The following is a 25,283-nucleotide window of genomic DNA, read 5'->3' as shown; positions in this document are numbered from 1 at the left end:
GCGTCTCGCGCGGGGCTTTAACAAACACATTCAAACAGTCGAATAATAGAATATCAAGGAGGGCGCCATGTCCGACACTGAAGGATCCTCCACTCGCCGTTCTGCCGAAGACGGTCCCGCGACGGCTCTGTCGCGACGCCGGTTCCTCTCCGTGGCGGGGGCGGGCGCGGGCGCTGCGGCGGCGGGCGCCGGCTCCCTTTTCGCCGGCTCAGCCGCTGCTGCCGAGCCTGATCCCAACATCGTGCCGGTGCCCGACTGGTCGAAAACACTGGGCGCCGGGGTCAATGTCAACCCGTACGGCAAGCCGTCCAAGTTTGAGAAGGACGTGGTGCGGCGTGAGGTGGACTGGCTCACCGCCAGCCATGAAAGCTCGGTGAGCTTCACCCCGCTCTATGCCCTTGATGGCGTCATCACGCCCAGCGGCCTGTGCTTTGTGCGCCATCACGGCGGCGAGGCGGAGATCGAGCCGGACAAGTATCGCCTGATGATCCACGGCATGGTGGACAAGCCGCTGGTGTTCACGCTGGAGGATATCAAGCGCATGCCTGGCCGGGTCAACCGCGCCTATTTTTTGGAGTGTGCAGCGAATTCCGGCATGGAATGGCGTGGCGCACAACTGAACGGCTGCCAGTTCACCCACGGCATGATCCACAATGTGTATTACACCGGCATCCCGCTGCGCAGCCTTCTGGACATGGCCGGCGTGAAGCCGAAGGGCAAATGGGTGCTGGCCGAGGGCGCTGATGCCGCGGTGATGACCCGCTCAATACCCATCGAAAAGGCCCTGGACGATTGCCTGGTCGCCTTCGCCATGAATGGCGAGGCGCTGCGGCCGGAGCAGGGCTACCCGGTGCGCCTGGTGGTGCCGGGCTGGGAAGGCAACATGTGGGTCAAGTGGCTGCGCCGGCTCAAGGTGGGCGACCAGCCGTGGCAGCAGCGCGAAGAAACCTCGAAATATACCGATCTCCTTGCCGATGGTCGCTCGCGCCGCTTCACCTTCATCATGGATGCCAAATCCGTCGTCACCACCCCCAGCCCGCAGGCGCCCCTGAGGATGAAGGGGCCGAATGTGCTGTCCGGTATCGCATGGTCCGGGCGTGGCGCCATCCGGCGGGTGGATGTCTCTCTGGACGGCGGGCGGAATTGGACCACCGCACGCATCGAGGGGCCGAACACCCCCATGTCCATGGTGCGCTTCTATCTCGACTTCGACTGGGGTGGGGAGGAACTGATGGTGCAGTCGCGCGCCATGGACGACACCGGCTATGTGCAGCCGACCAAGCAAGAGCTTCGCGCCATTCGCGGCACCAACTCCATCTATCACAACAACGGCATCCAGACATGGCTGGTGCGCTCCAATGGGGAGACGGAAAATGTGGAAGTCGGCTGAGGCCCTGATCATCGCCGTGGTCCTGGCCGGTAGCCTCGCCATCGCTTCCGTTTCTGTCGTCGCCGATCCCGCAACGCCCCAGGCCAAGGGCGAACCGGCAAAGAAGGGGACGCAGGCCAAAGGCGAGACAGTCCAGACCAAGGGCCAGCAGGCGGTTCATATGCCGGCCGGCGCTGGGGCGCCCGCGGCTCGCGCGAAAGACGTTCTTCTTGGCCGGCCCGCCTTGCCTGAGGAAATCGCGGCCTGGAACATCGACGTGCGCCCGGATGGCGAGGGGCTTCCCGAGGGCAAGGGCTCGGTCAAGCAAGGCGAGGAGATCTTCTTGCAGAGCTGCGCCGCCTGCCATGGCGAGTTCGGCGAGGGCGCCGGCCGCTGGCCGGTCCTCGCGGGTGGCAAAGGGACGTTGAAATCCGATCGGCCGGACAAGACGATCGGCTCTTTCTGGCCCTATGCGTCCACCGTATTCGACTATGTCCATCGGGCCATGCCGTTCGGTAATAGCCAGTCGCTCACTGCGGACGAGACCTACGCACTGGTCGCCTATCTCCTCAACCTCAACGAGGTGGTGCCGGACGATTTCGTGCTGTCCAAGGAGAATTTTCCCAAAGTGAACCTCCCCAATGAGGCGGCCTTCTATGATGACGACCGGGAGACGACGGAAAAGTCGTTCTGGAAGCCCGCTCCCTGCATGAAGGACTGCTCCGGCGAGATGCATGTGACCGCCCGCGCCCAGATCCTCAACGTGACGCCGGACAGCGATCCCCCGAAGGGCAATCTGGAGTGAGCGTGCCCCACACGCCGCTCGCCAACCCAGTCTGTCACCATCCCGGAAAGGAAACTCGGGTGCGAAACATCTTCCTGCTTGCGACCCTCATCGTGCTTGCCGCAGGCACCCGGGCCATGGCGGAACCGGATGCCGCTGTAGGCGAGGGGGTCTTCAAGAAGTGCATGGCATGCCACGCCGTCGGGCCGGACGCCAAGCCGAAGGTCGGCCCGCCCTTGAACGGCATCGTCGGGGCGAAATGGGCGCATTTCGAAGGCTATTCCTATTCCCAGGACCTCAAGGAGGGTGCCGCCGCGGGAAAAGTCTGGGACGCTGCAACGCTCAGCGCGTATCTTGAAAATCCGAAGGCGCTCGCCCCCAAGGGCAAGATGGGGTTTGCGGGCCTGAAGAAGGACACCGAGCGCGCGGACCTCATCGCATACCTCGCCCAGTTCGATGCCAATGGTGTGAAGAAATGAGCGCTGGTACTAGCGAGATTTGCACCGCACGAACTGTCGTCCTGCCAGGTGCGTGTCGATGGTTGGCATGCCTGCCCAAGTCCTGAATTTGGCGCGTGTGTCCCTCCGGTAGGCCGGCGCTCGAAACCACACCAAGGCGCGTCAAGCGCCGCATGACGGGAGGGAGACGATGCCCCATTTCGACCGCCGGGCTTTTCTCGGCACCATGGCGCTTGCGGGCACATTTCCGGTCGCGGCGCACGCCGCGCAGGATGTTCAACTGGCGGATATTTCAAAGGAGGCCGATAGCGCCTGCCTCTATCACTGCGACTATGGCGACCCCGAGCGCTTCGCGCAGACGTTGAACAACATCTCGAACCACTATGCAGCCTACGGCGCCGACCCCTTCGCTATCCAACTGGTGCTCGTGGTTCATGCGGGGGGCGTGAAGTTCTTTCTCGACAGCCTGTCCGGTACCATGTGGGCGAAGGAGACGCTCGATCCGCAACTGACGGAAAAGGCCAATTCTCTCGCCAAGAACGGCCTCAAGGTCTATTTGTGCTCCTTGACCTTCGAGCGGAACAACCTTGATAAGGAGAGGGCTCGCAAGGCGCCCTATATCAGCTTCGTGCCGTCCGGAGTCGCCACCGTCGGGGCGCTCCAGAGCAAGGGTTTTGCCTATCTCAAGGTCGGATGACCCGATGGCTACTGGTCCTGTGGCCAACAGCGCCCGGGCCGATCCGGGGGCGATCTCCCGCCGCGCCTTTCTGGGAGGGGCGGCATGGGCTGCCGGCGCCGTGGCGTCACCCAGCGTGCGGGCGCAGGCGAGGCCCCGTCTGGTCATCGTCGGCGGCGGCGCGGGCGGCGCATCTCTCGCCCGTGCCGTGGTCTCCGACAGCGCCGGCGCGATCGCCGTGACGCTCGTAGAACCCAATGCGCGCTACTTCGCCTGCTTCCAGTCCAATTACACGCTCGGCGGCCTGAGCGATTTCGACAGCCTGCTGTTCTCGTATGATGCACTGGCGAGGGTGGGCGTGGAGGTGGTGCCCGCCATGGCATCCGCCATCGACCGCGATCGCCGCGAAGTCCGGCTCGATGATGGTCGGCGCCTGCGCTATGATCGCCTGGCGCTGTCGCCGGGCATCGACTTGAAATACGACAGTGTCCCCGGCTGGAGCCGTGAGGGCGCGGACGCAATGCCCCACGCCTGGGCCGGCGAACGGCAATTCCAGATTCTCAAGGCGCAATTCGATGCGGTGCCGGACGGCGGGCTGATCGTCATAATCGCACCGCCCAATCCTGCTCGCTGTCCACCTGCTCCTTATGAGCGCGCGTCCATGATGGCGCATGCACTGAAGAGCTCCGGCCGGGGGCGGACGAAGATCATCATCCTGGATCCCAAGCCGAAGTTCCCCAAGCAGGGCCTTTTCCAGGAGGGCTGGGAAGTCCGTTACCCTGGCATGATCGAATGGATGGCGCCGGACATTTCGGACGGTATCCAGTCGGTAGATCCCAAGACCGGCACCGTGGTCACCGGGTTCGAGACCTACGCCCGTGCCGACCTCGTGAATGTCATTCCCGCCCAGTGGGCGGGCACGATCGCGCGGGCGGCCGGGCTCGCGGACGCCGTCGGATGGTGCCCGGTCGAGCCTCGCACGTTCGCGTCGCGCATGGACCGGAACCTCTTCGTCATCGGCGATGCCGCCTTCGCCGGCGACATGCCGAAATCCGCCTTCGCCGCCCATAACCAAGCCCAAGCCGTTGCCGCCGCGCTGCGCACCGAGTGGCTGGGTCGCGATGATCGCCCATCCGGCTATGCGAATGTGTGCTGGAGCGCTATCGCGGGTGATGACGTGGTGAAGGAAAGTAGCCGCTATGCCATTTCGGACGGCAAGATCCGCGAAACCGAAATCCAGCTCTCGCAGACCGGCGAGCCCGCGGATCTGCGCCGCCAGCAGCGCGCGGAGCAGGCCGCCTGGTATGCGGCAATGACGGGCGGCGTCTTTCGTTGACGGGGCCAGGCGCGACGGTGGACCGACGTCCGGTGGGGTGAGCAACCGTCATGATCGGCATACGGCGGCAAGGCGCGCGGTCCGGTTCGCAGGATGCCTTCGAACCCTGTTTCGTGGATTGAGAGCGCCAGCTCTTCGGCGCGAGCGCAACCGCAGCGATGGCGCCGCCGTCCTGTGTTCAGTCGGAGGCGGGGGCGCAGTAGAGCCCATAGAGGGTTTCCAGCACCGCGCGCACCTCGCGGCTGGCGAGGCTGTAATAGATGGTCTGGGCCTCGCGCCGCGTGGTGACGAGGCCTTGCAGGCGCATCTTGCCCAGATGCTGCGATAGAGCGGATTGGCTGAGCCCGGCCAAGGCGGCAAGGTCGCCCACCGAGCGCTCTCCCTCCACCAGATGACACAGCACCAGCAGCCGCTTGGCGTTGGCCATGGAGGTCAGAAGCGCCGCCGCTTCTTCCGCGCGGGCCTCCAGCACGGCAAAGGCGGGCTTGGAAGGTCCGGGCCGTGAAGAGGTGGCCTCAGGTTGCGCGATGGCTGATGGGATGCTTGACATATTAGAAACTTCGCATATACGTTATTTATAACCTACATGAGGAGGTCGCCATGGTCAATGTCGGAACCGCGGATCGCGCGGTGCGTGCAGTTTTGGGCCTTATTCTGCTTGCGGTCCCCTTTGTGCCGGCGGCGGCTGCGGCTCTCGCCGGCATGGGGGCCTGGATCTGGCTCTTGCCGGCTGTGGGCGTGGTGTTGCTGCTCACCGCGCTGTTCCGTTTCTGCCCGGCTTATACGCTGCTGGGCATTCGGACCTGCGCGCTGAAGTGAGGGAGCCGGAGCGTTATGACCACCTTCACACCTGTCGCCTCGCTGTTGGGGGGGCTGCTCATCGGCCTCTCCGCGGTGCTGCTGATGGCGGCGCAGGGCCGCATCGCCGGTATCAGCGGCATCGTCTCCCGTCTTCTGCCGCCCGCTGAGCGCGGCGGTTTCGCCGGCGGGCTGGCCTTCGTGGCCGGTCTGGTGGCGGCGCCGTTGATCGTGGTCGCGGTCACCGGCACGCCGGTGGTCCAGGCGGTGTCGGGCAATCTCGCGCTGATGGTCGCGGCGGGGCTGCTGGTGGGCTTCGGTTCGGTGTGGGGCAGCGGCTGCACCAGCGGTCACGGGGTGTGCGGCATCGCCCGGCTCTCGCCCCGCTCCCTGGTGGCCACCCTGGTCTTCATGGCCGTGGCGGGGATCACCGTGTTTGTGATGCGCCACGGAATGGGAGGTTGAGATGGGCATTGCCGTGCAAGCGCTCGCGGGACTGATCTTCGGCCTTGGCCTGGTCGTGTCCGGCATGGCCAATCCCGCGAAAGTGTTGAACTTTCTTGATGTCGCCGGAACTTGGGACCCGAGCCTTGCCTTCGTCATGGGCGGGGCCGTTGCGGTGGTTTGGGTCGGATATCGCTGGGTTCTGGCGTGGCCGAAGCCGCTGTTCGCGGCGCAGTTCCAGGTGCCCAGCCGGCGCGACATCGACCTGCGCCTGCTAGTGGGCCCGGCGATCTTCGGGCTCGGCTGGGGGCTATCCGGCTTGTGCCCCGGCCCGGCCCTGACGTCGATCGGGCTCGCAGCCCCCGGAGTCCTGGTGTTCGTGCCCGCCATGTTGGCGGGAATGGCCGCCGCCCGCTGGCTCGCCCGCTGGCTCGCCCGGCGGCAAGACGCGCGTCCGTCCGGGCGCCCGGCCGAATCCGTGCCGCAGAACCCCTCACCACAGACCTGAAGGGAAGTCTCCATGTCCCCCATTCCCCATGCCGTGGATCTGACCGTGACGCCCGAGGTCACGGCCTTCTTCGACGCCCCCACCAATACGGTCAGCTATGTGGTGAAAGATCCACATTCGGTCGCCTGCGCGGTGGTCGACAGCGTCATGGACATCGACTATGCCGCCGGCCGCATCTCCTATGGGTCCGCGGACGCCATCATCGCCTTCATCCAGGCCCATGGGCTCAAGCTGGAGTGGCTGATCGAAACCCATGTCCATGCCGATCACCTGTCGGCGGCGCCCTACATTCAGGGCAAGCTGGGCGGCAAGCTGGGCATCGGCGACCAGATCACCGTGGTGCAGGAGACGTTCGGCAAAGTCTTCAACGAAGGCACCGAGTTCCAGCGCGACGGCAGCCAGTTCGATCAGTTGTTCGCCGATGGCGACAGCTATCAGATCGGCACCATGACCGCCTTCGCCATGCACACCCCCGGCCACACCCCGGCCTGCATGACCCATGTGATCGGCAATGCCGCCTTCGTGGGCGATACCCTGTTCATGCCCGATGGCGGCACGGCGCGGGCCGACTTTCCCGGCGGCGATCCCGCCGTGCTCTATCGCTCCATCCGGCGCGTGCTGGCCCTGCCGCCGCAAACCCGCCTGTTCATGTGCCACGATTACGGTCCCAATGGCCGCCAGATCCAGTGGGAGACCAGCGTCGCGGAGGAGCGCGCCCACAATATCCATGTGCGCGACGGCGTGAGCGAGGCGGAGTTCGTCGCCCTGCGCACGGCCCGCGACGCGACGCTGGACATGCCCCGCCTCATCATCCCGTCGATCCAGGTGAACATGCGCGCCGGCGATCTTCCGCCGCCCGACGCGGCGGGAAAACGCTTCTTGAAGGTGCCGATCAACGGGCTCTAAGCGCCGGCAGGATTGTGCCCGCCGAATTTGGCGATGGCGGCAAGCCGCTGCCACGTTTCCCCGAGTGGTTCATTGACGGTACCACGCCCAGCCCCATCGCCTGGATGTTAAAGGCGCGCATGCTGCCTCCGGTGTCCTGGAAGGCGATGCTCAAGGGCCGGGAATGGATGGCCGAGCCGGAGTTTACCGCGTGATCACGCTCACCGACACATTGGCCAGCGGCTCGGGCATGCTGGTCGGCTTCGTACTCGGCCTGATCGGCGGCGGCGGCTCGGTGCTCGCGGTGCCGCTGCTGGTCTATCTCGTGGGCGTGCCCTCGCCGCATGTGGCCATCGGCACCAGTGCGGTGGCGGTGGCGATCAGTGCGCTCGCCAACCTTGCCGGGCATGCGCGGGCCGGTAATGTGAAGTGGCCTTGCGCGTTGGTCTTCGCCGCGGCGGGCGTGGTCGGGGCCGCCATCGGCTCGACCATCGGCAAGGCCATGGACGGGCAGAAACTGCTGCTGCTGTTCGGCCTGCTCATGGTGGTCATCGCCATCACCATGCTGCGGCGCAAGTCGGATGCGGACGATGCCGGCGTGCGGCTGACGTCCACCTCCGCGCCCACCTTGCTGCCGCGGCTCCTGGCCTACGGCTCCGGCGTGGGAGCGCTGTCGGGTTTCTTTGGCATTGGCGGCGGGTTCCTCGTGGTGCCGGGCCTGCTCGCCGCCACGCGCATGCCGCTGCTGTTTGCCATCGGCTCGTCCTTGGTGGCGGTGACCGCCTTCGGCGTGACCACGGCGGTCAATTACGCGCTTTCGGGCTTCATCGATTGGCGCCTTGTCGCCTTCTTCATTGGGGGCGGGATCGTCGGTGGCCTGTTCGGCGGCCGCCTCGCCGGGGTTCTGGCGCCCCGAAAGGCCGTGCTGTCCCAGGTGTTCGCGGTGATCGTCGCGGCGGTTGGCATCTATGTCATCGTCCGCGGGGCGATGGCGCTTCTGGCCTAGGACCGAGCCAGAGGCAGCGGCGTGCACCAGTGCGCGGCCTTGGGGCAGCTCTGCAGGTCATGCGGCATATCCACACCCTCCATGTATGACCAAAGGTCAGTTGCGGGACATCAACGCGGCGGGCGCATGGCTTCCTATGGTTCCGCTCACAGGACGAGTCGCGGCGGGGGCGTGGGACCGTCACCCCATGGTGCGTTGCGACCTGGAAGGCGTGTGGCGGTCGCTTTTGCCCGTCCCTCGGCTTCGTCCGTGAAGAGGAGTCCATTCGATGCACGACGGCGCTCCGGCTATTCGCAAATCGAGGTGGAGAGGTCTATTCGCGGCGGCAATGGTTGCTGCGGCGGCGGGCGGCGGCGTGTTCTGGTGGATCGTGACGCCGCCACCGGTGAAGGACCTGACTCCGCCCGCAATGGCGAGCGATGAGGCGGGCCTGATCGACCGGGGCCGGTATGTCGCGGAACTGGGTGATTGCATCGCCTGCCACACCGCCAGCGGGCAGGCCTCCATGGCCGGGGGGCGTCCGCTCGAAACGCCGTTCGGCGTCCTGTATTCGACGAACATCACGCCCGACCCCGCCACCGGCATCGGAGGCTACAGCTTCGGCGCCTTCGATCGGGCCATGCGCCAGGGCGTCAAGGCGGACGGCGCGCACATGTATCCGGCCATGCCGTATCCGTCCTACGCCAAGATCTCGCCGGAGGACATGTATGCGCTCTACACCTACATGATGAAGGGCGTCGCGCCGGTGGCGCATACGAATTTGCCGTCTGGCATGGGCTTCCCCTTCAACCAACGCTGGGCGCTGGCGTTCTGGAATTTCGTCTTCCACGCGGATCGCCCCTTCGTCGCGGATGCGAGCCAGGATGAGGCCTGGAACCGCGGAGCCTATCTTGTGGAAGGACTGGGACATTGCGGCGCGTGCCACACACCGCGCGGCATCGGCTTCCAGGAAGTTGCCCTGTCCGACAAGGGCAGCAATGGCGACCGCTTCCTTTCCGGCTCCAAGGTCGAGGAGTGGACTGCCATCAACCTGCGCAACCTGTGGACGGTCGCCGACACCGTCGAGTTGCTGAAGACCGGCCAGAACCGTCACGCCACGGTGTCCGGCTCGATGACGGAAGTGATCCACAACTCGACCCAGCACTTCACCGATGCCGACCTCGTCGCCATCGCCACCTACCTGAAGTCGCTGCCCTCGGACCATCCCTACGCGGGCAACCCGCCGCCGGAGCCGCAGGAGGTGCCCGCCGCCATGTTCTCCACCCGCGGGGGATTGGCCTATGCGCAGTTCTGCGCCGACTGCCACCGCCTGAACGGGGCGGGCGTGGCCGGCATTTTCCCGCCGCTCGCAGGCAATCCGACGGTGGCCGCCAAAGATCCGTCCACGCTCATGCACATCACCCTGACCGGGTGGGCCACGGCGGAGACCGCGACCCACACGCGTGTCTTCACAATGCCGGGCTTCGCCCGTCTCGGGGACGATGAGATTGCAGAAGTCCTGTCCTTCGTCCGGAGCAATTGGGGGGCCAACGCGCCTGCCGTGACGACCGCACAGGTGAAGACGGCTCGGGCGACCCTCGACCCCAAGGTGGACGTGCGGCCCTTCGAGACGCCGCGCGTCGCCGATATCCTGCGCGAGCCCAACGCGAGCCAGGTGGTCATGGGAATGCGCTTGAACACCGAGACTCACACGTTGCTGCCGAACAATGTCGGCAATGTGCTGAACTGCTCGTCCTGCCATCTCAATGCCGGCACGGTGGCAGATGGATCGCCCTATGTCGGGGTCTCGGCCTTCTTCCCGAGCTATGCCCCGCGGGCGGGTCGCGTCATCACGCTTGAAGACCGCATCAACGGATGCTTCTTCCGCTCGATGAACGGCAAGCCGCTGGGAAAGGATAGCGAAGAGATGAAGGCGATGGTCGCCTATTTCGACTGGATGAAGCGGGAAACGAAGCCCGAGGACAAGGTCGAGGGACGCGGCGTCGGCAAAATCTCCGCGAGCATCAAGCCGGACACCGAGAACGGACGCAAAGTCTATGCGGAGCAATGCGCCGCCTGCCACGGTGCGAAGGGCGAAGGGCTCAAGGATGCGCGCGGGCAGTCGGTCTATCCCCCGCTGTGGGGAGAGGAGTCCTTCAACATCGGTGCTGGCATGGCGCGGACCTATACCGCGGCAGCCTTCGTCAAGCGCAACATGCCCATCGGCTTCCACTCCGGATTCCCGCTCGGCCAAGGTGGGTTGTCGGACCAGGATGCGGTGGATGTGGCGGAATATTTCACCCACATGCCGCGTCCGGACTTCGCGGCCAAGGTGAATGACTGGCCGAAGGACAAGAGGCCGGCGGATGCGCGCTACTGATCTCTGACACATCAGAGGAGATGTGCGCCCGGGCAGGAGCGCCCAGGCGCACATCCATCCCCTCGGTCACGGGATGATCGGACAAGCCGGGATCGGCGTCAGCCGGGCAGGACCACCACCTTCGCCGCGTCCGGGACGCGGCCATACAGGTCGATGATGTCCTGGTTCATCATGCGGATGCAGCCCGAGGAAACCGCCTCGCCGATCGACCACGGCTCATTGGTCCCGTGGATGCGGTAGAGCGTGTCCTTGCCATCCTTGAAGAGGTAGAGGGCGCGTGCGCCCAGCGGATTCTCGGCGCCGCCGGCCATGCCGTTTCGCCAGGGGCGGTACTTGTCCGGCTGGCGCGCGATCATCGCGTCGGTGGGACGCCAACTCGGCCAGGAGCGCTTGTAGCCCACATTGGCCGTGCCAGAGAATTCGAGGCCTTCGCGTCCGACGCCGACACCATATCGCAGTGCCATGCCGTTTTCCCTCACCAGGTAGAGGAAGCGGTGCTTGGGGTCGACCACAAGGGTTCCGGGCGCCTGGCCCGTGGGGTCGCGGACCAGCTGGCGCACGTTTTGCGGCTTCATCTCCGTCGGATCCACGCCGGGGATGCTGAAGCCTCCATCTTCGACCGCGCCGTAGCGCGCGGCGTCCGCTGGTGCAATCGTCGGAGCGGGGACGGCAGGTGCTTGCGGCGCGTTCGTCACGCATGCGGCGAGGGCGAGCGGCGTCGCGAGGACGCAGAGCAAAGCGCGGCGCGACAGCGGCCGCGGATCGCCGGATACAGGGACCGTCATATGGGTGATTGCCTTACTTCGTGCCGGCCTGCTGGCGGCGGGCTTCGGCGATTGCGCGCTTGAAGCTCGCATAGTCGAGGGTGGAGGCGAGCAGCGGTCCCACCAGATAGGTCGGCGTTCCCTTCAGCTCGAGAGAGTTTGCCTGCGCATTGGTGCGCTTCAGCAGCGCCGCGATGTCGTTGATGTGGCGGTTCACATCTGCGGTCAGTTGGTCCATGTCCACGCTGGTCGCCTGGATGGCCTTCAACATTTCGGCCTCCGGAATCTGGCGGCCCGGAATGGCCATGAGCGCGTCGTGAACCTCCCCATATTTGCCCTGATACATGGCTGCCAGGGCGAGCTGCGCGCCATAGACCGAGGCCTTGGTAAGGATCGGCCAGTCCTTGTAGACGAGGCGGATTCGCCCATCTTCCCTCACCACGCGGGCAAGGTCCGGGGCGGACTTCTTGCAGAAGGGGCAATTGTAATCGAGGAAGGCGACGATGGTGACGTCGCCCTTCGGATTGCCGGCGGTTGGAGCCTCCGGATCGTTCAGAATGCCGTCCACGTCCACGGTCTGGACCTGCGCGTGGGCCGCGCCACGCCAGATGACCGCCATTGCAGGCGCCAGCAGGGACAAAGCGGTGAGGCGGACAAAGGTTCTGCGTCTCATGTCATCTCCGTGAGGGGGGCAACGGCGTGTCACGGGCCAGCCTTGGCGATCAGTCGCTCAATGTCCGCGCGCGCGACGGCGCCGGTCAGGCGCGAGCCGCCGCGTTCGCGGCCGTCGGCATTGATGAGGAACAGCGTGGGCGGACCGACCACCCCGAAGCGCTGCATCAGCGCTTGGGTATCGGCGCCATAGGCGGTCACATCAGCCTCGATCCGTGGCAGGCCGGCCAGGAGCGGGCGCAGGGCAGGATCGTCCATCACCTTTTCATTGGACTTGCACACCGTGCACCAGTCCGCCGTGAAGGACACCAGCACGGGCCGTCCTTCGGCGTTTGCCGTCGCCAGCGCCTGCTGGAAGGCGGCGGTCGAGGAGACCCTTGCGTCCTCTCTCGGCGTGGACGGGGGGCGGGCCGCCGGCCCAAGGAAGGCAAGGGGCCGGAGGGGATCTTCCGCGCCCCCTGCGGCCCCCACCACGAGCGTTCCGCCATAGATGACGGCGAGCAGTCCCAGAGCCTTGGCCAGCCGAGCCAGCGGCCAGCGGCCTGGCCGGTCGAAAGCGCCGAGAAAGACGCCGAGGCCAATGGCCAGCGCGCCCCACAGAGCGACCCCTGCGGCACCGCTCAGCAGTCGGCTCGCCAGCAGCACGGCGATGCCGAGAAAGAGCACGCCGCAGGCTTGGCGCACCGCCACCATCCAGGGGCCGGACCGGGGCAGCATCCGCGCGCCGAAGGCGCCGATCAGCACCAAGGGCATCGCCATCCCGAGGCCGAGCATGAACAGAGCGGCCCCCCCGCGCAGCGCATCACCGCTCTGCGCCGCATAGAGGATCGCGGCGGCAAGCGGCGGGGTTACGCAGGGACCGACCACCAGCGCGGAGGAAAATCCCAGCATCGCCGCACCGGCGACGGAGCCGCCGATCCGCCGCTCACCGGTCATGAAGGGCAGCTTCAGCCCGCCGGGCAGCGCCAGTTCAAAAACGCCGAACATGGAGAGGGAGAGGAGCAGGAAGGCGGCCGCCATGGCACCGAGCGCCCATGGCGTCTGCAGGGCCAGCTGGAGGTTGGCGCCGGACCAGCCGGCTGCAAGTCCCAGCGCGCCATAGGCGGCCGCCATGGCGAGCCCGTAGCTGGCGCAGAGCACGAAGCCCCGGACGGGGGACGGCCTCTCGCCGCCGCCCGCCAGGATGCCGGACAAGATCGGCAGCATCGGAAATACGCAGGGCGTGAAGGTCAGCAGAACGCCGAAGCCGAGGAAGGTGGCGAGCAGCATTCCCAATCCGCCGCCGAACAGGGCTGGCGTGTCCGTTTCGAAGGGGCGTTCTGCGGGGGCGGGAACGGCCTGTTCCATCGCGGCCCCCACGGCGGGAGGCGGCGATGCGCTCGACATGGGGGCGCCGGCATCCGCAAAGCGCAAGCCGGCTTTGATGGCGTCCACGCGCAATGTCGCCAGGTCGACGGTCCGCGAGAGCTCCGGATAGCAGATGCCGGCTTCGGCGCAGCCCTGGAACGCCACGCGCAGCAGGCCCTCGGCCGGCAGCCCGGGTACCGTCGCGTCCGCCTGCGCATGATAGATCTCAACGGAACCGAAGTTGGGATCGTCTTTCCTCTCGCCGGGGAGTGTGGCGAGGGCGACGGGCTGTCCGGCTCGTTCCGCCTTCAGGCTCCCGCGATAGAGATAGGTTCCGGGCGCGATCCACCAGGATAGCGTCAGCGTCCCGTCGGCTGTCCGGCTGGCGGACAGGCGGAAGGCATCGTCGGGCGCGAGCGGGTCGCGCGGCGAGGCGGCCATGGCTGTCGCCGCGATCGCTGGCAGCAGCAGGGCGCAGATCGCGACGCGCAGCGTCGATTGAAGGGTCTGGAGCGTTCTCATCACCATGAGGCGCTCCCTCGACCGCTCACCTTAAGCCAGCCTTAAGGTGAGGGGATAAGGTGATCACAGGGAGGAGAGAACCATGCGCATCCTCGTCGTCGAGGACGATCCCATCCTGATGAATGGCCTCAAGGTGGGACTCACTCTCGCGGGGGCGACCGTCGATGGGGTGTCCACCTGTTCTGATGCGCATGCCGCGCTCCTCAGCGGCCGCTTCGACGCGGTCGTATTGGATGTCATGCTGCCGGATGGGTCCGGCTTTGATGTCCTTGGCCAGTTGCGCGCGCGGCGCGACGGGACCCCGGTGCTCATGCTCACCGCCCTTGATGAGACACCGGATCGGGTGCGCGGGCTCGACGGGGGCGCTGACGACTATCTCGGCAAACCCTTCGACCTCGATGAACTGGCGGCGCGCGTGCGTGCCATAGCGCGCCGCGGCCACGGCCGTGCGGGGGCGGTCCTGCACGTCGGTGGGCTGGTGCTCGATCCGGCCAGCCTGACGGCGACCGTCGACGGCGCGCCGGTGTCCCTGTCCCGGCGCGAGTTCGCGGTGCTGACGGCGCTGATGGAACGCCCGGGCGTCATCCGTTCGAAGGGGGAGATCGAGGAGCGACTCTATGGATGGCAGGAGGAAGTGGAGAGCAATGCGGTCGAGGTTCATGTGCATAACCTGCGGGCCAAGATCGGACGCGAGGCCATCGAGACCGTACGCGGACTCGGCTATCGCGTGAGGACGGGAGAATGACATCTCTGCGTAACCGCCTGTTTCTCGTCCTGATGACTGCGACCAGCTTGATCTGGCTGTGCGCGGTGGCGTGGATCTATCTGTCGAGCCGGTCGGAGCTTGAGCATGTGCTCGACGCACGCCTTCAGGAGGCTGCGCGCATGGTCCACTCCCTCGTGGCCGGCGGCAACCTTGCCACGACGCCTTCCGTGGCATTCAACGAAACCGGCTACGAACGCCAGCTGTCATGCCAGATCTGGTCGCTCGACGGACAACTCCTGGCCCGGTCTTCCGGCGCCCCGGAAGAGGCCTTGTCGGGTTCGACGCAGGGCTTTTCCTCACGGGTCGTGAATGGGGAGGACTGGCGCGTCTTCACCATCACCGACGCGCAGAAGAACGTGCGTGTGATGGTGGGGGACCGGACGGGCTTGCGCGCCCGTCTGGTACGGGATCTGATCGCCGGACTGCTCGGACCGGCACTTCTCATGGCCCCGCTGCTGGCAGCGTTGATCTGGGCCAGTCTCGTGCGAGGACTGGAGCCGCTTTCGCGCATCGCTGCGGAAATCGCCACGCGCGATGGCGAGGACATGCGCCCTGTCGCTTCTGGTGGCGTCCCGTCGGAGGTGCTGCCGCTGCTCGGTGCGCTGAACAATCTGTTTGGCAAGGTCGAAGCTGCGCGTCGGCATGAGCGTGACGTCACCGCCTTCGCCGCCCATGAACTGCGCACACCGCTCGCCGGGCTCAAGACGCAGGCGCAGATCGCGCTTGCGGCCACCGACGATGCCATGCGCGAGGAGGCGCTCCGGCAGATCCTCGTCTCGGTGGACCGCTCTGCGCGTCTGGTGCGCCAGCTGCTCGCTCTGGCCAAATTGGAGGCGGCCCCCACCGGCAAGGCGCGAGAGGAGGAGGTGGACGTTGGCGCAATGCTGCGCGACATCGCCCAGCAGGCGCCCACCCCGGACGGCATCCATGTTCATTTCGACCGCTCGCTCGATGGTCTGACCCTCAAGACCGACCGCGAAGCGCTGCATCTGGTGCTGCGGAACCTGCATGAGAACGCGCTCCATCACATGCCGGGCGGCGGGGGGCTCTCCTGGAAGCGCGAGATGGGAGGGCTCTGTGTCGAGGACGAGGGGCCTGGTATTCCGGAGGACGAACTGGTCCGCGTCACGGAGCGCTTCTTCCGGGGGCGAAACCGGACCCTGTCAGGCAGCGGCCTCGGCCTCACGATCGCGAGCATGGCGGCCGACCGTATCGGCGCCCGGCTCGCGTTGGAGAACCGGCGGGATCGAGATGGCTTGCGGGCGCGCATCCTGTGTTCCGGCATGGACGCTCAGGTCTGAGGCATTTTCGATGGAGTTTGGCCCTTTCGATACGGGATGCGTTGCCATGCCATGCCATGCCATGCAACGGCCACGCCCGCGTCGCGGCGCGCACGACCACCGCCTCACGTCGAGTTGCGGGCACGCGGCGAAGGTGGTCGTCGGCAGGATGGTGGGGACGGTGTCGCTGGCACCGGCTCGATGCGGGTCCAGATCAGGTGGACACCGGCATCCGGCAGGCTGGAGACCACCTGAAGCGGTCCCGTCATGTCGATCTGCGTGATGCGTGGGAATACGAGCAAACCGATCTGCAACGACTTGGGCATTGTTCGAGCTTTGCAATCGCGCTTGACGAACGCACCATGCCATGGTGCCCTTTAGTCTGAAACCTTGCAGTTCCCTCATTTGCGGACATTGCCGATGATCGGCATTCTGATTTTCCCTGATTTCCAATTGCTCGATGCGTCGGGACCCGCAGCGGTGTTCGAGCTGGCCAAGCGGTTCGTTCCGACCGCGCCCAACGTCAAGATGGTGGCGATCCAGCCTGGGCCGGTGCGCAGTTCCTGCGGCGTGGAGGTGCTGGCATCCAGCCTGCGGCCGGCGAACGCCATCACCACGCTGGTGATTGCTGGGGGCCTGGGTGTCGAGGCGGCCATTGAATGTCCCAAGACGCTGGCCTTCGTGCGCCGGCTGGCCCGCTCCGGCGTGCGGGTCGCGAGCGTCTGCACGGGCGCCTATATCCTGGCGGCGGCGGGCTTGTTGGATGGCCAGATGGCTACGACACACTGGTCGTCCGCGCAGGATTTCGTCGCGCGCTATCCAAAAGTGAAGCTCGACGCGGACCGCATCTTCCTTCGGAACGGGAATGTCTGGACCTCGGCGGGCGTGACGGCCGGCATCGACCTCGCACTCGCGCTTGCCGCCGAGGACCATGGCGATGCCATCGCGAAGGATATTGCCAGTCAGCTTGTGCTGTATCATCGCCGGAGTGGGGGGCAGTCGCAGTTTTCGTCGCTGTTGGAACTGAAAACGCCCAATGGACGGTTCGGTCCCCTGCTGACCTGGGTACGCGAACATCTCGAGGGGACCCTCACGGTCGATGCCCTTGCCGACCGGGCCGGACTCAGTCCCCGCCACTTCGCCAGAGTCTTCACAGCGGAGACCGGCTCGACCCCCTCCAAGGCCATCGAGCGGATCCGCCTCGAAGTGGCGCGCGAACGGGTGCAATCGTCCAGCGAGTTGATCGAGCGCGTGGCCGAGGCGACCGGTTTCCGTGATCCGGAGCGCATGCGCAGGGCCTTTGTCCGCGCCTTCGGCCACCCGCCGCAATCATTGCGCCGAACGGCTCGGAACCGCTAAAGCCCCTCCCTGTCTGCTCGAATCGGTGAAATTCGCGATTTGTCGGTTTTATCGCGTGCTCTTCACGCTGACCGGTCTTCCCTTCGCGCGAACCCGCCCTGGAGCGATCCGCTGGGTTCTGCCTGAGCGGCGAGCGCCAGACCGCGCGGCGGCCCTGCTCAACAAACGGGGCCGGCGTCTGGCATAGACCCGAAGTGGCTCAATGATGGCTGGGGAATGGTACAGCTGGGTGGGCTCGAACCACCGACCTCCGGTGCCACAGACCGGCGCTCTAACCAACTGAGCTACAGCTGCACGACTTCACGGCGCGGAGCCACGAAGCGAGGAGCGGAACCTACGCGGGACGTTCGCGTATTTCAAGGGGGGCGAGGGGATTTCATCGCTGCCTGGGGAGAAGCCGAAAAGTGATGTGGCTTCAGTGATATAAGCGCCCTCAGACCTTGGCCGGTGCGAAGCCCTTGGCGCCGGTGGGCGGTATCTCAAACGAAAGGGGCGGCGGGAGATCGCCTCCCGCCGCCCCGTCTCCCTCAAGCCTCAGTGCGGCGATCAGGCCGGCGGCGGCGCCACGTCGGGGGCGGGATGGTAGATCTCGCCGCCGGTGTCGCGGAACTTCTGCGCCATCTGCGCCATGCCGGCTTCGGCGATGTCGCCGGCCTCGATCTTCAGCTCCTGGCTGATCTTCATGGAGCAGAATTTCGGCCCGCACATGGAGCAGAAATGCGCCACCTTGGCGCCTTCCGCCGGCAGGGTTTCGTCGTGGTAGGCTTCCGCCGTCTCGGGATCGAGAGAGAGGGCGAACTGGTCGCGCCAGCGGAACGAGAACCGCGCCCGGGACAAAGCATCGTCCCGGATGCGCGCGGCCGGATGGCCCTTGGCGATGTCGGCGGCGTGGGCGGCGATCTTGTAGGAGATGACGCCGGTCTTCACGTCGTCGCGGTTGGGCAGGCCGAGATGCTCCTTCGGCGTCACGTAGCAGAGCATGGCGGTGCCGAACCAGCCGATCATCGCCGCGCCGATGGCCGACGAGATGTGGTCGTAGCCGGGCGAGATGTCGGTGACCAACGGCCCGAGCGTATAGAACGGCGCCTCGTGGCAGATCTTGAGCTGCTTCTCCACATTCTCGCGAATGAGGTGGAGCGGCACATGGCCGGGCCCTTCGATCATCACCTGCACATCATGCTTCCAGGCGATCTCCGTGAGTTCGCCCAGGGTCTCCAGTTCGGCGAACTGGGCGGCGTCATTGGCGTCCGCGATGGAGCCGGGGCGCAGGCCGTCGCCCAGCGAGAAGGCGACGTCATACTGAGCCAGGATCTCGCACAGTTCCTCGAAATTCTCGTAGAGGAAGCTCTCCTTATGGTGGGCGAGGCACCACTTGGCCATGATCGAGCCGCCGCGCGAGACGATGCCGGTGACGCGATTGGCGGTGAGCGGAATGTAGGGCAGGCGCACGCCCGCATGGACGGTGATGTAGTCCACGCCCTGCTCGGCCTGCTCGATCACCGTGTCGCGGAAGATCTCCCAGTTGAGATCCTCCACCACGCCATTGACCTTCTCCAGCGCCTGATAGATCGGCACCGTGCCGATGGGCACCGGCGAGTTGCGGATGATCCATTCGCGGATGGTGTGGATGTTCTTGCCGGTGGACAGGTCCATCACCGTGTCGCCGCCCCAGCGGATCGACCACACCAGCTTGTCCACTTCCTCGGCGACGCCCGAGGTGACGGCGGAATTGCCGATATTGGCGTTGATCTTCACCAGGAAGTTGCGACCGATGGCCATGGGCTCGGTCTCGGGGTGGTTGATGTTGGACGGGATGATCGCCCGGCCGCGCGCCACTTCCTGGCGCACGAATTCCGCGGTGATGTCGGTGGGAATGGCCGCCCCCAGGCCCATGGCCTTGTGGTTGGGGTGGGCGCCGCCATTGGCCCTGGCGAGATTTTCGCGCGCGGCCACATATTCCATCTCGGCGGTGATGATGCCGGCGCGGGCGTAGGCCATCTGGGTCGGCCGCTTGCCGGCCTTGGCGCGCAGGGGCTTGCGGCCGGAGCGGTCGAAGGCGGGCAGATGGCTCACCTGGCCGGGCTTGAGGCCGTCGTCTTCCGGTTTCTGGGCGCGCCCGTCCACCTCTTCCACGTCGCCCCGTTCCATGATCCAGCGGCGGCGGAGATCCGGTAGCCCCTTGGTCAGATCGATGAGGGCGTTGGGGTCGGTATAGGGGCCGGAGGTGTCGTAGAGGCGCACCGGCTTTTCCGCCGGATCGGACAGCGCCACTTCGCGCATGGCCACCTGCACATCGGGGCGGGTGGCGGTGATGAACACCTTGCTGGAATGGGGCAGAGGGCCTGTGGTCACCTTCAAGGATGAGGTGGAGGCTTCGTCGAGCATACGGATCTCCTTCAAGCTCGCGCTTCAAATGAGATCCGGGATGAGCTTCAGGAGACGGTTTGCGCCTGAAAGAATCCCAGTGCGGGATTGCGGGCAGGCTGATTCCGATCCCTTCGCCGGCATGACCCGGATCAGGTTCGAAGGGTCATCGCGGCGCCGGTGGCCATGATGACCGAGCCGGAAGGCGATATCTCAGCCCCCTCGCGGGGCCCCCCTTGGAATAAGTTCACTGTGGGAGCGAAAGGCCGCTCCTGTCAACGCTGCGCTGCAACATGGGTTGCGGCAGTGCTCCCATCACCGACACCCCTTTGCCGCTTGACCCAGCTTCGGGAATATATTTTAAATATAAAATGATTGATGGGCCCGAGGGTGGCGCCAGATCGGGACGGGGAGGACGCGATGCGTATCGTCTGTATCGGCGGCGGGCCTGCGGGCCTTTATTTCGGCCTCCTGATGAAAAAGCTGCATCCGGCGCACCGCATCACCGTGGTGGAGCGCAACCGCGCCTATGACACCTTCGGCTGGGGCGTGGTGTTCTCCGATGCCACCATGGCCGCCATGAAGGTGTGGGACCCGGAGAGCGCCGCCGAGATCGAGGATGCGTTCAACCATTGGGATGACATCGAGGTCTGGTTCAAAGGCACCCGCCAGCGCACCTCCGGCCACGGCTTCGTCGGCATCGGTCGCAAGAAGCTCCTGAACATCCTGCAGACCCGCTGCGAAGCGCTGGGCGTGGAACTGCTGTTCGAGACCGACGTGGACAGCGATCTCGACTTTGCCGATGCCGATCTCATCATCGCCTCGGACGGCTTCAACTCCAAGATCCGCAACCGCTATGAAGAGGTGTTCCAGCCCGATCTGGTGACCCGGCCCAATCGCTACATCTGGCTCGGCACCAAGAAGCTCTACGACGCCTTCACCTTCGATTTCCGCAAGTCCGAGCACGGCTGGTTCCAGGCCCATATCTACAAGTTCGATGCGGAAACCTCGACCTTCATCGTCGAGACCACGGAAGAGGCCTATCAAGCCCACCGCCTGGGCGATCTGGACCAGCAGGGCTCCATCGATTTCTGCGAAAACCTGTTCTCCGAAGTGCTGGACGGCGCTGAGCTGATGACCAATGCGCGCCATCTGCGCGGCTCGGCCTGGCTGAATTTCAACCGCCTGATCTGCGGCCGCTGGAGCCACTTCAACGGCAAATCCCATGTGGTGCTGATGGGCGATGCCGCCCACACCGCCCATTTCGCCATCGGCTCCGGCACCAAGCTGGCCATCGATGACGCCATCGAATTGACCCGCCAGTTCCAGGAGCATGGGCATCAGGCGGACAAGATCCCCGCCGTGCTGGAGGTCTATGAGCAGGTGCGCCGGGTGGATGTGGCCCGTATCCAGAATGCCGCCCGCAATGCCATGGAATGGTTCGAGGTGGTGGGCCGGCGCTATGCGGATACGCTGGAGCCGGAGCAGTTCATGTATTCCATGCTGACGCGCTCCCAGCGCATCAGCCACGAAAACCTGCGCCTGCGCGACAAGGCATGGCTGGAGGGCTATGAGCGCTGGTTCGCGCGCAAGTCCGACCTGACCATCAGCGACAATGGCCGCTGCCTGCCGCCCATGTTCACCCCCTACACCCTGCGCGGCACCACTTTGCCCAACCGCGTGGTGGTTTCGCCCATGGCCATGTACAGCGCCACCGACGGGCTGCTGGGGGATTTCCATCTGGTGCATCTGGGCGCCCGCGCCATGGGCGGGGCGGGGCTGGTGTTTGGGGAGATGACCTGTGTGTCGCCCGATGCCCGCATCACGCCGGGGTGCCTCGGCCTGTGGAACGAGGATCAGGCGGCGGGCTGGCGCCGGCTGGTGCAGTTTGTCCATGGCAACAGCGCCGCCAAGGTGGGCATCCAGATCGGCCATGCGGGCCGCAAGGGCGCCACCAAGCTGGCCTGGGACGGCATCGATCAGCCGCTGCAAGAGGGCGGCTGGCCGCTTCTGTCGGCCTCGGCGCTGCCGTACCTGAAGAACAGCCAGGTGCCGAAGGCCATGGACCGGGCCGACATGGACCGGGTGTTGGCCGACTTCGTCCGCACCACCGAGCTGGCGGCCAGCACCGGCGCCGATTGGCTGGAGCTGCACTGCGCCCACGGTTATCTGCTCTCCAGCTTCCTCTCGCCGCTGACCAACCAGCGCACGGATGAGTATGGCGGCAGCCATGAGGCCCGCGCCCGCTATCCGCTGGAAGTGTTCGCGGCGGTGCGCGCCGCCTGGCCGCAGGACAAGCCGATCTCGGTGCGCCTGTCGTGCAACGACTGGACCGAGGGCGGCAACACGCCTGAGGACGCGGCCATCTTCGCCGGGATGTTCAAGGCGGCGGGGGCCGATCTGATCGATTGCTCATCGGGGCAGGTGTCCAAGGAAGAGAAGCCGGTCTATGGCCGGCTGTTCCAGACCCCGTTCTCCGACAAGATCCGCAATGAGATCGGCATCGCCACCATCGCGGTGGGGGCGATTTCGGAAGCCGACCACGCCAATTCCATCATCGCCGCCGGCCGCGCCGATCTGTGCGCCGTGGCTCGCCCGCATCTGGCGGACCCGGCCTGGGCGCTGCATGAGGCCGGCAAGATCGGGCTGACCTCCATCCCCTGGCCGAAGCCTTATCTCTCCGCCAAGTCGCAGTTCGAGGCCAATCTGGCCCGCGCCGGCGGGGCGGGCTGAGGGGCATGGACACGCCCCTTCCCTCGGGTGGCCTGCCTTTGGCCGGCCGCCATGCCCTGGTGACCGGCGCCGGCAGCGGCATCGGCGCTGCCATCGCCGCGGCGCTTGTGAGCCAAGGCGCCCACGTCACGCTGGCCGGTCGCCGCGCGGCGCCGTTGCAAGAGCTGGCCGCGACCTTGCCGCCGGACGCCACTTTGGTGGCCGATGGCTTCGACGTCACCGATCCCGCCGCCATCGCGGCGGGCTTCGCGCGGGCCAAGGCGCGGTTCGGGCCGGTGGATATCCTGGTCAACAATGCCGGCGAGGCGCCCAGCGCCGCGTTCGAGAAGACCAGCCTGGAAATGTGGGCCGGGGTGCTGAATGTGGATCTCACCGGCGTGTTCCTGGTCACTCAGGCGGCGCTGCCGGACCTGCGGACCTACGGCACTGGTGCGCGGGTGATCAACATCGCCTCCACGGCAGGGCTGACCGGCTATAGCTATGTCTCGGCCTATTGCGCCGCCAAGCATGGGGTGATCGGCCTCACCCGCGCGCTGGCGCTGGAGCTGGCGCGCACCGGCATCACGGTGAATGCGGTGTGCCCCGGCTTTACCGACACGCCGATCATTGCCCGCTCGGTGGCGACCATCATGGAAAAGACCGGGCGCAGCGCCGAAGACGCGCTGGCCAATTTCACCAAATCCAATCCGCAGGGCCGGCTGGTGCAGCCGCAGGAGGTGGCCGACACCGTCCTGTGGCTGGCGGCACCGGGCTCTGCGGCCATCACAGGACAGGCGATTGCCATCGCCGGCGGGGAGGTCATGACGGGATGAGCCAGATCGACACCACCATGCAGGGCCATCTGCGCCCGTTCAAGGATTACGCCGCCCGCACCTTCCTGTGGGAGGTGAGCGAAGATGGCCGGGTGGCGACGCTGCGCCTCAACCGCCCGGAGCGGAAAAACCCGCTCACCTTCGACAGCTATGCCGAGATGCGCGATCTGTTCCGCGCGCTCAGCTACGCCAGCGACGTGCGCGCCGTGGTGCTGGCGGGAGCGGGGGGCAATTTCTCTTCCGGCGGCGACGTGTTCGAGATCATCGAGCCGCTCACCCGCATGTCCATGCCGGACCTGATCGCCTTCACCCGCATGACCGGCGATCTGGTCAAGGCCATGCGCAAGTGCCCGCAGCCGATCATCTCCGCCGTCGACGGCATCTGCGCGGGCGCCGGAGCGATCCTGGCCATGGCTTCGGACCTGCGGCTGGCGACGCCGGAGGCGCGCACCGCCTTCTTGTTCACCCGCGTGGGTTTGGCGGGGGCGGATATGGGCGCCTGCGGGATCCTGCCGCGCATCATCGGCCAGGGCCGGGCCTCGGAACTGCTCTATACCGGCCGCGCCATGAGCGCGGCGGAAGGCGCGGCCTGGGGCTTCTACAATGCCCTCCATGCCGCCGATGCGGTGGAAGCCGAGGCGCAGAAGCTGGCGCGCATGCTGGCGGATGGGCCGTGGTTCGCCCATGGCATGACCAAGACCATGATGAACCAGGAATGGGCCATGGGCCTGGACGAGATGATCGAATCCGAAGCCCAGGCGCAGGCCATCTGCATGGCCACCGGCGATTTCCGCGAGGCGTTCGAAGCCTTCGCCGGCAAGCGCAAGCCCAACTTCAAGGGCGCCTGAGATGAGCGCCCGCGCACCCACTCTCGCCGGCCCCACCCGCGACCATCTGGACTGGCCGTTCTTCGCCCCCGAGCAGCGCGCCTATGTGGAGAAGCTCGATGCCTTCGCCGCCTCCGGCGCGCTGGCGGGCATCGACCATCACGACGTGGATACGTCCTGCCGCGCTTTGGTGCGGCAGCTGGGCGCCGCCGGGCTGCTGGCGGCGGCGGTGCCGGAGGGGGACGCCACGGCGGAGACGCTGCAATCGCGCGCCATCTGCCTCGCCCGCGAGACGCTGGCCTGGCATGACGGGCTGGCGGATTTCGCCTTCGCCATGCAGGGGCTGGGCACCGGCGCCATCGCCTTGTCCGGCGCGCCGGACTTGCGCCGGGCCGTGCTGCCCAAGGTGCGTTCGGGGCAATGGCTGGCCGCCTTCGCGCTCTCCGAGCAGGAGGCGGGGTCCGACGTGGCCGCCATGGCCTGCGCCGCCCGCGCCGAGGGCGAGCATTATGTGCTGGACGGTGAGAAGACCTGGATCTCCAATGGCGGCATCGCCGATGTCTACACCGTGTTCGCCCGCACCGGCGAGGCGCCGGGCACGCGGGGCATTTCCGCCTTCGTGGTGTTTGCGGACGATCCCGGCTTCTCCATCGTCCGTCGCATCGAGGTGATGGCGCCGCATCCTTTGGCCACCATCCGCTTCGAGAATTGCCGCATTCCCGCCAGCCGCCGCCTCGGCGCACCGGGGGAGGGGTTCAAGATTGCCATGCGGACGCTGGACATCTTCCGCGCTTCGGTGGCCGCAGCTGCCCTGGGCTTTGCCCGCCGGGCGCTGGATGAATCCATCGCCCATGCCAAGTCCCGCCGCATGTTCGGCGCCACTTTGGGCGATCTGCAATTGACCCAGGCCGCTCTCGGCGACATGGCCACCGGCATCGACGGCGCAGCTCTCCTGACCTATCGCGCCGCCTGGCGCCGCGACGTGCAGAAGCTGCCCACCACGCGGGAAGCGGCCATGGCCAAGATGACCGCCACCGAGACCGCGCAGCAGGTGATCGACCGCGCGGTGCAGATGTTCGGCGGCCGCGGCGTCACCTGCGGCGAGATCACCGAGCGGCTCTATCGGGAAATCCGCGCCCTGCGGATTTACGAGGGCGCCACCGAGGTGCAGAAGCTGATCGTGGCGCGCGAATTGCTCAAGGGGTGAGATCGGT

The 25,283-nt window shown here is 66.3% G+C and carries 23 protein-coding genes, 1 tRNA gene, 2 pseudogenes and 1 riboswitch; of the genes and pseudogenes, 19 read left to right on the top strand and 7 right to left on the bottom strand.

The features are described 5' to 3' along the window. The first annotated feature begins 67 nt into the window (after positions 1-67). The 5 genes from soxC (at position 68) to AAG816_RS21890 (ending at position 4,623) form a co-directional block, all read left to right on the top strand. On the top strand, positions 68-1,390 hold the full coding sequence (gene soxC / locus AAG816_RS21910; protein ID WP_341991811.1) for a sulfite dehydrogenase: 1,323 nt from the start codon (positions 68-70) through the stop codon (positions 1,388-1,390). Then, positions 1,374-2,174, top strand: a complete 801-nt coding sequence (locus AAG816_RS21905; protein ID WP_341991810.1) for a cytochrome c — start codon at positions 1,374-1,376, stop codon at positions 2,172-2,174. The genes soxC and AAG816_RS21905 overlap by 17 nt, the downstream gene beginning before the upstream one ends. A gap of 116 nt (positions 2,175-2,290) precedes the next feature. Further along, positions 2,291-2,632 carry a cytochrome c family protein gene (locus AAG816_RS21900; protein ID WP_341991821.1) on the top strand — a complete coding sequence of 114 codons (342 nt, stop codon included), beginning with the start codon at positions 2,291-2,293 and terminating at the stop codon, positions 2,630-2,632. 169 nt (positions 2,633-2,801) lie between these two features. Continuing rightward, a complete protein-coding gene (locus AAG816_RS21895; protein ID WP_341991809.1) occupies positions 2,802-3,308 on the top strand; it encodes a DsrE family protein in 507 nt (168 codons plus the stop codon). A gap of 19 nt (positions 3,309-3,327) precedes the next feature. Next, positions 3,328-4,623 (top strand): FCSD flavin-binding domain-containing protein, encoded by a 1,296-nt coding sequence (locus AAG816_RS21890; protein WP_341991808.1) that lies wholly within the window; start codon positions 3,328-3,330, stop codon positions 4,621-4,623. A gap of 178 nt (positions 4,624-4,801) precedes the next feature. Here AAG816_RS21890 and AAG816_RS21885 read toward each other — a convergent pair whose 3' ends face one another. After that, complete coding sequence (locus tag AAG816_RS21885; protein ID WP_341991807.1) at positions 4,802-5,173, bottom strand: metalloregulator ArsR/SmtB family transcription factor; 372 nt, start codon at positions 5,171-5,173, stop codon at positions 4,802-4,804. 50 nt (positions 5,174-5,223) lie between these two features. Here AAG816_RS21885 and AAG816_RS21880 point away from each other — a divergent pair, with 50 nt between their 5' ends. From AAG816_RS21880 to AAG816_RS21850, 7 genes and pseudogenes are all read left to right on the top strand, one after another. Continuing rightward, positions 5,224-5,442: a DUF2892 domain-containing protein gene (locus AAG816_RS21880; protein ID WP_341991806.1), complete on the top strand. Its 219-nt coding sequence runs from the start codon at positions 5,224-5,226 to the stop codon at positions 5,440-5,442. Between the two features lie 15 nt (positions 5,443-5,457). Continuing rightward, positions 5,458-5,886 carry a YeeE/YedE family protein gene (locus tag AAG816_RS21875; RefSeq protein WP_341991805.1) on the top strand — a complete coding sequence of 143 codons (429 nt, stop codon included), beginning with the start codon at positions 5,458-5,460 and terminating at the stop codon, positions 5,884-5,886. 1 nt (position 5,887) lies between these two features. Beyond that, complete coding sequence (locus AAG816_RS21870; RefSeq protein ID WP_341991804.1) at positions 5,888-6,373, top strand: YeeE/YedE family protein; 486 nt, start codon at positions 5,888-5,890, stop codon at positions 6,371-6,373. 12 nt (positions 6,374-6,385) lie between these two features. Beyond that, positions 6,386-7,279, top strand: a complete 894-nt coding sequence (locus AAG816_RS21865; protein ID WP_341991803.1) for an MBL fold metallo-hydrolase — start codon at positions 6,386-6,388, stop codon at positions 7,277-7,279. 5 nt (positions 7,280-7,284) lie between these two features. Next, a pseudogene (locus AAG816_RS21860) lies at positions 7,285-7,473 on the top strand (NAD(FAD)-dependent dehydrogenase); the annotation flags it as partial. Next, the gene (locus tag AAG816_RS21855; RefSeq protein ID WP_341991802.1) at positions 7,443-8,264 is read left to right on the top strand and encodes a sulfite exporter TauE/SafE family protein; all 822 of its coding nucleotides are present in this window, start codon (positions 7,443-7,445) and stop codon (positions 8,262-8,264) included. The pseudogene AAG816_RS21860 and the gene AAG816_RS21855, both read left to right, overlap by 31 nt. A gap of 268 nt (positions 8,265-8,532) precedes the next feature. Next, complete coding sequence (locus AAG816_RS21850) at positions 8,533-10,623, top strand: c-type cytochrome (protein WP_341991801.1); 2,091 nt, start codon at positions 8,533-8,535, stop codon at positions 10,621-10,623. Positions 10,624-10,721: 98 nt separating this feature from the next. Here the strand turns inward: AAG816_RS21850 and AAG816_RS21845 are convergent, their stop codons facing one another. The 3 genes from AAG816_RS21845 to dsbD are packed head-to-tail and all read right to left on the bottom strand — an operon-like array spanning position 10,722 to position 13,934. Then, the gene (locus tag AAG816_RS21845; RefSeq protein ID WP_341991800.1) at positions 10,722-11,408 is read right to left on the bottom strand and encodes a L,D-transpeptidase; all 687 of its coding nucleotides are present in this window, start codon (positions 11,406-11,408) and stop codon (positions 10,722-10,724) included. 13 nt (positions 11,409-11,421) lie between these two features. Beyond that, on the bottom strand, positions 11,422-12,060 hold the full coding sequence (locus AAG816_RS21840; protein ID WP_341991799.1) for a DsbA family protein: 639 nt from the start codon (positions 12,058-12,060) through the stop codon (positions 11,422-11,424). Between the two features lie 29 nt (positions 12,061-12,089). After that, positions 12,090-13,934 (bottom strand): protein-disulfide reductase DsbD, encoded by a 1,845-nt coding sequence (gene dsbD / locus AAG816_RS21835; protein WP_341991798.1) that lies wholly within the window; start codon positions 13,932-13,934, stop codon positions 12,090-12,092. Positions 13,935-14,010: 76 nt separating this feature from the next. On the opposite strand from dsbD, the gene AAG816_RS21830 reads away from it, so the two are divergent. Both AAG816_RS21830 and AAG816_RS21825 read left to right on the top strand, forming a co-directional pair. Next, entirely contained in the window at positions 14,011-14,673 is a 663-nt protein-coding gene (locus tag AAG816_RS21830) for a response regulator transcription factor (protein ID WP_341991797.1), read from the top strand. Further along, positions 14,670-15,995, top strand: coding sequence for a sensor histidine kinase N-terminal domain-containing protein (locus AAG816_RS21825; RefSeq protein WP_341991796.1), 1,326 nt, complete (start codon positions 14,670-14,672; stop codon positions 15,993-15,995). Before AAG816_RS21830 ends, AAG816_RS21825 begins: the two co-directional genes overlap by 4 nt. A 105-nt stretch (positions 15,996-16,100) precedes the next feature. Here AAG816_RS21825 and AAG816_RS21820 read toward each other — a convergent pair. Next, positions 16,101-16,300: pseudogene (locus AAG816_RS21820) on the bottom strand (DJ-1/PfpI family protein); the annotation flags it as partial. 94 nt (positions 16,301-16,394) lie between these two features. Here AAG816_RS21820 and AAG816_RS21815 point away from each other — a divergent pair. Beyond that, positions 16,395-17,333, top strand: coding sequence for a GlxA family transcriptional regulator (locus tag AAG816_RS21815; protein ID WP_341991795.1), 939 nt, complete (start codon positions 16,395-16,397; stop codon positions 17,331-17,333). Positions 17,334-17,550: 217 nt separating this feature from the next. On the opposite strand, the gene AAG816_RS21810 is transcribed toward AAG816_RS21815, so the two are convergent. Further along, positions 17,551-17,627, bottom strand: a tRNA-His gene (locus tag AAG816_RS21810). 252 nt (positions 17,628-17,879) lie between these two features. After that, the gene (gene thiC, locus AAG816_RS21805; RefSeq protein ID WP_341991794.1) at positions 17,880-19,718 is read right to left on the bottom strand and encodes a phosphomethylpyrimidine synthase ThiC; all 1,839 of its coding nucleotides are present in this window, start codon (positions 19,716-19,718) and stop codon (positions 17,880-17,882) included. A 90-nt stretch (positions 19,719-19,808) separates the two neighbouring features. Then, positions 19,809-19,944, bottom strand: a riboswitch (TPP riboswitch). Positions 19,945-20,117: 173 nt separating this feature from the next. On the opposite strand from thiC, the gene AAG816_RS21800 reads away from it, so the two are divergent. The 4 genes from AAG816_RS21800 to AAG816_RS21785 are packed head-to-tail and all read left to right on the top strand — an operon-like array spanning position 20,118 to position 25,276. Then, on the top strand, positions 20,118-22,430 hold the full coding sequence (locus AAG816_RS21800; protein ID WP_341991793.1) for a bifunctional salicylyl-CoA 5-hydroxylase/oxidoreductase: 2,313 nt from the start codon (positions 20,118-20,120) through the stop codon (positions 22,428-22,430). A 5-nt stretch (positions 22,431-22,435) separates the two neighbouring features. Beyond that, the gene (locus tag AAG816_RS21795; RefSeq protein ID WP_341991792.1) at positions 22,436-23,242 is read left to right on the top strand and encodes an SDR family NAD(P)-dependent oxidoreductase; all 807 of its coding nucleotides are present in this window, start codon (positions 22,436-22,438) and stop codon (positions 23,240-23,242) included. Then, positions 23,239-24,090 carry an enoyl-CoA hydratase family protein gene (locus AAG816_RS21790; RefSeq protein WP_341991791.1) on the top strand — a complete coding sequence of 284 codons (852 nt, stop codon included), beginning with the start codon at positions 23,239-23,241 and terminating at the stop codon, positions 24,088-24,090. The genes AAG816_RS21795 and AAG816_RS21790 overlap by 4 nt, the downstream gene beginning before the upstream one ends. A gap of 1 nt (position 24,091) precedes the next feature. After that, the gene (locus AAG816_RS21785) at positions 24,092-25,276 is read left to right on the top strand and encodes an acyl-CoA dehydrogenase family protein (RefSeq protein WP_341991790.1); all 1,185 of its coding nucleotides are present in this window, start codon (positions 24,092-24,094) and stop codon (positions 25,274-25,276) included. Positions 25,277-25,283 lie beyond the last annotated feature (7 nt).

The organism is Azorhizobium sp. AG788 (assembly GCF_943371865.1).
In the GTDB taxonomy this organism is placed as follows: domain Bacteria; phylum Pseudomonadota; class Alphaproteobacteria; order Rhizobiales; family Xanthobacteraceae; genus Azorhizobium.
Note: the sequence above shows the minus strand (reverse complement) of the source record. Positions and strands in the feature narration are given on the sequence as shown.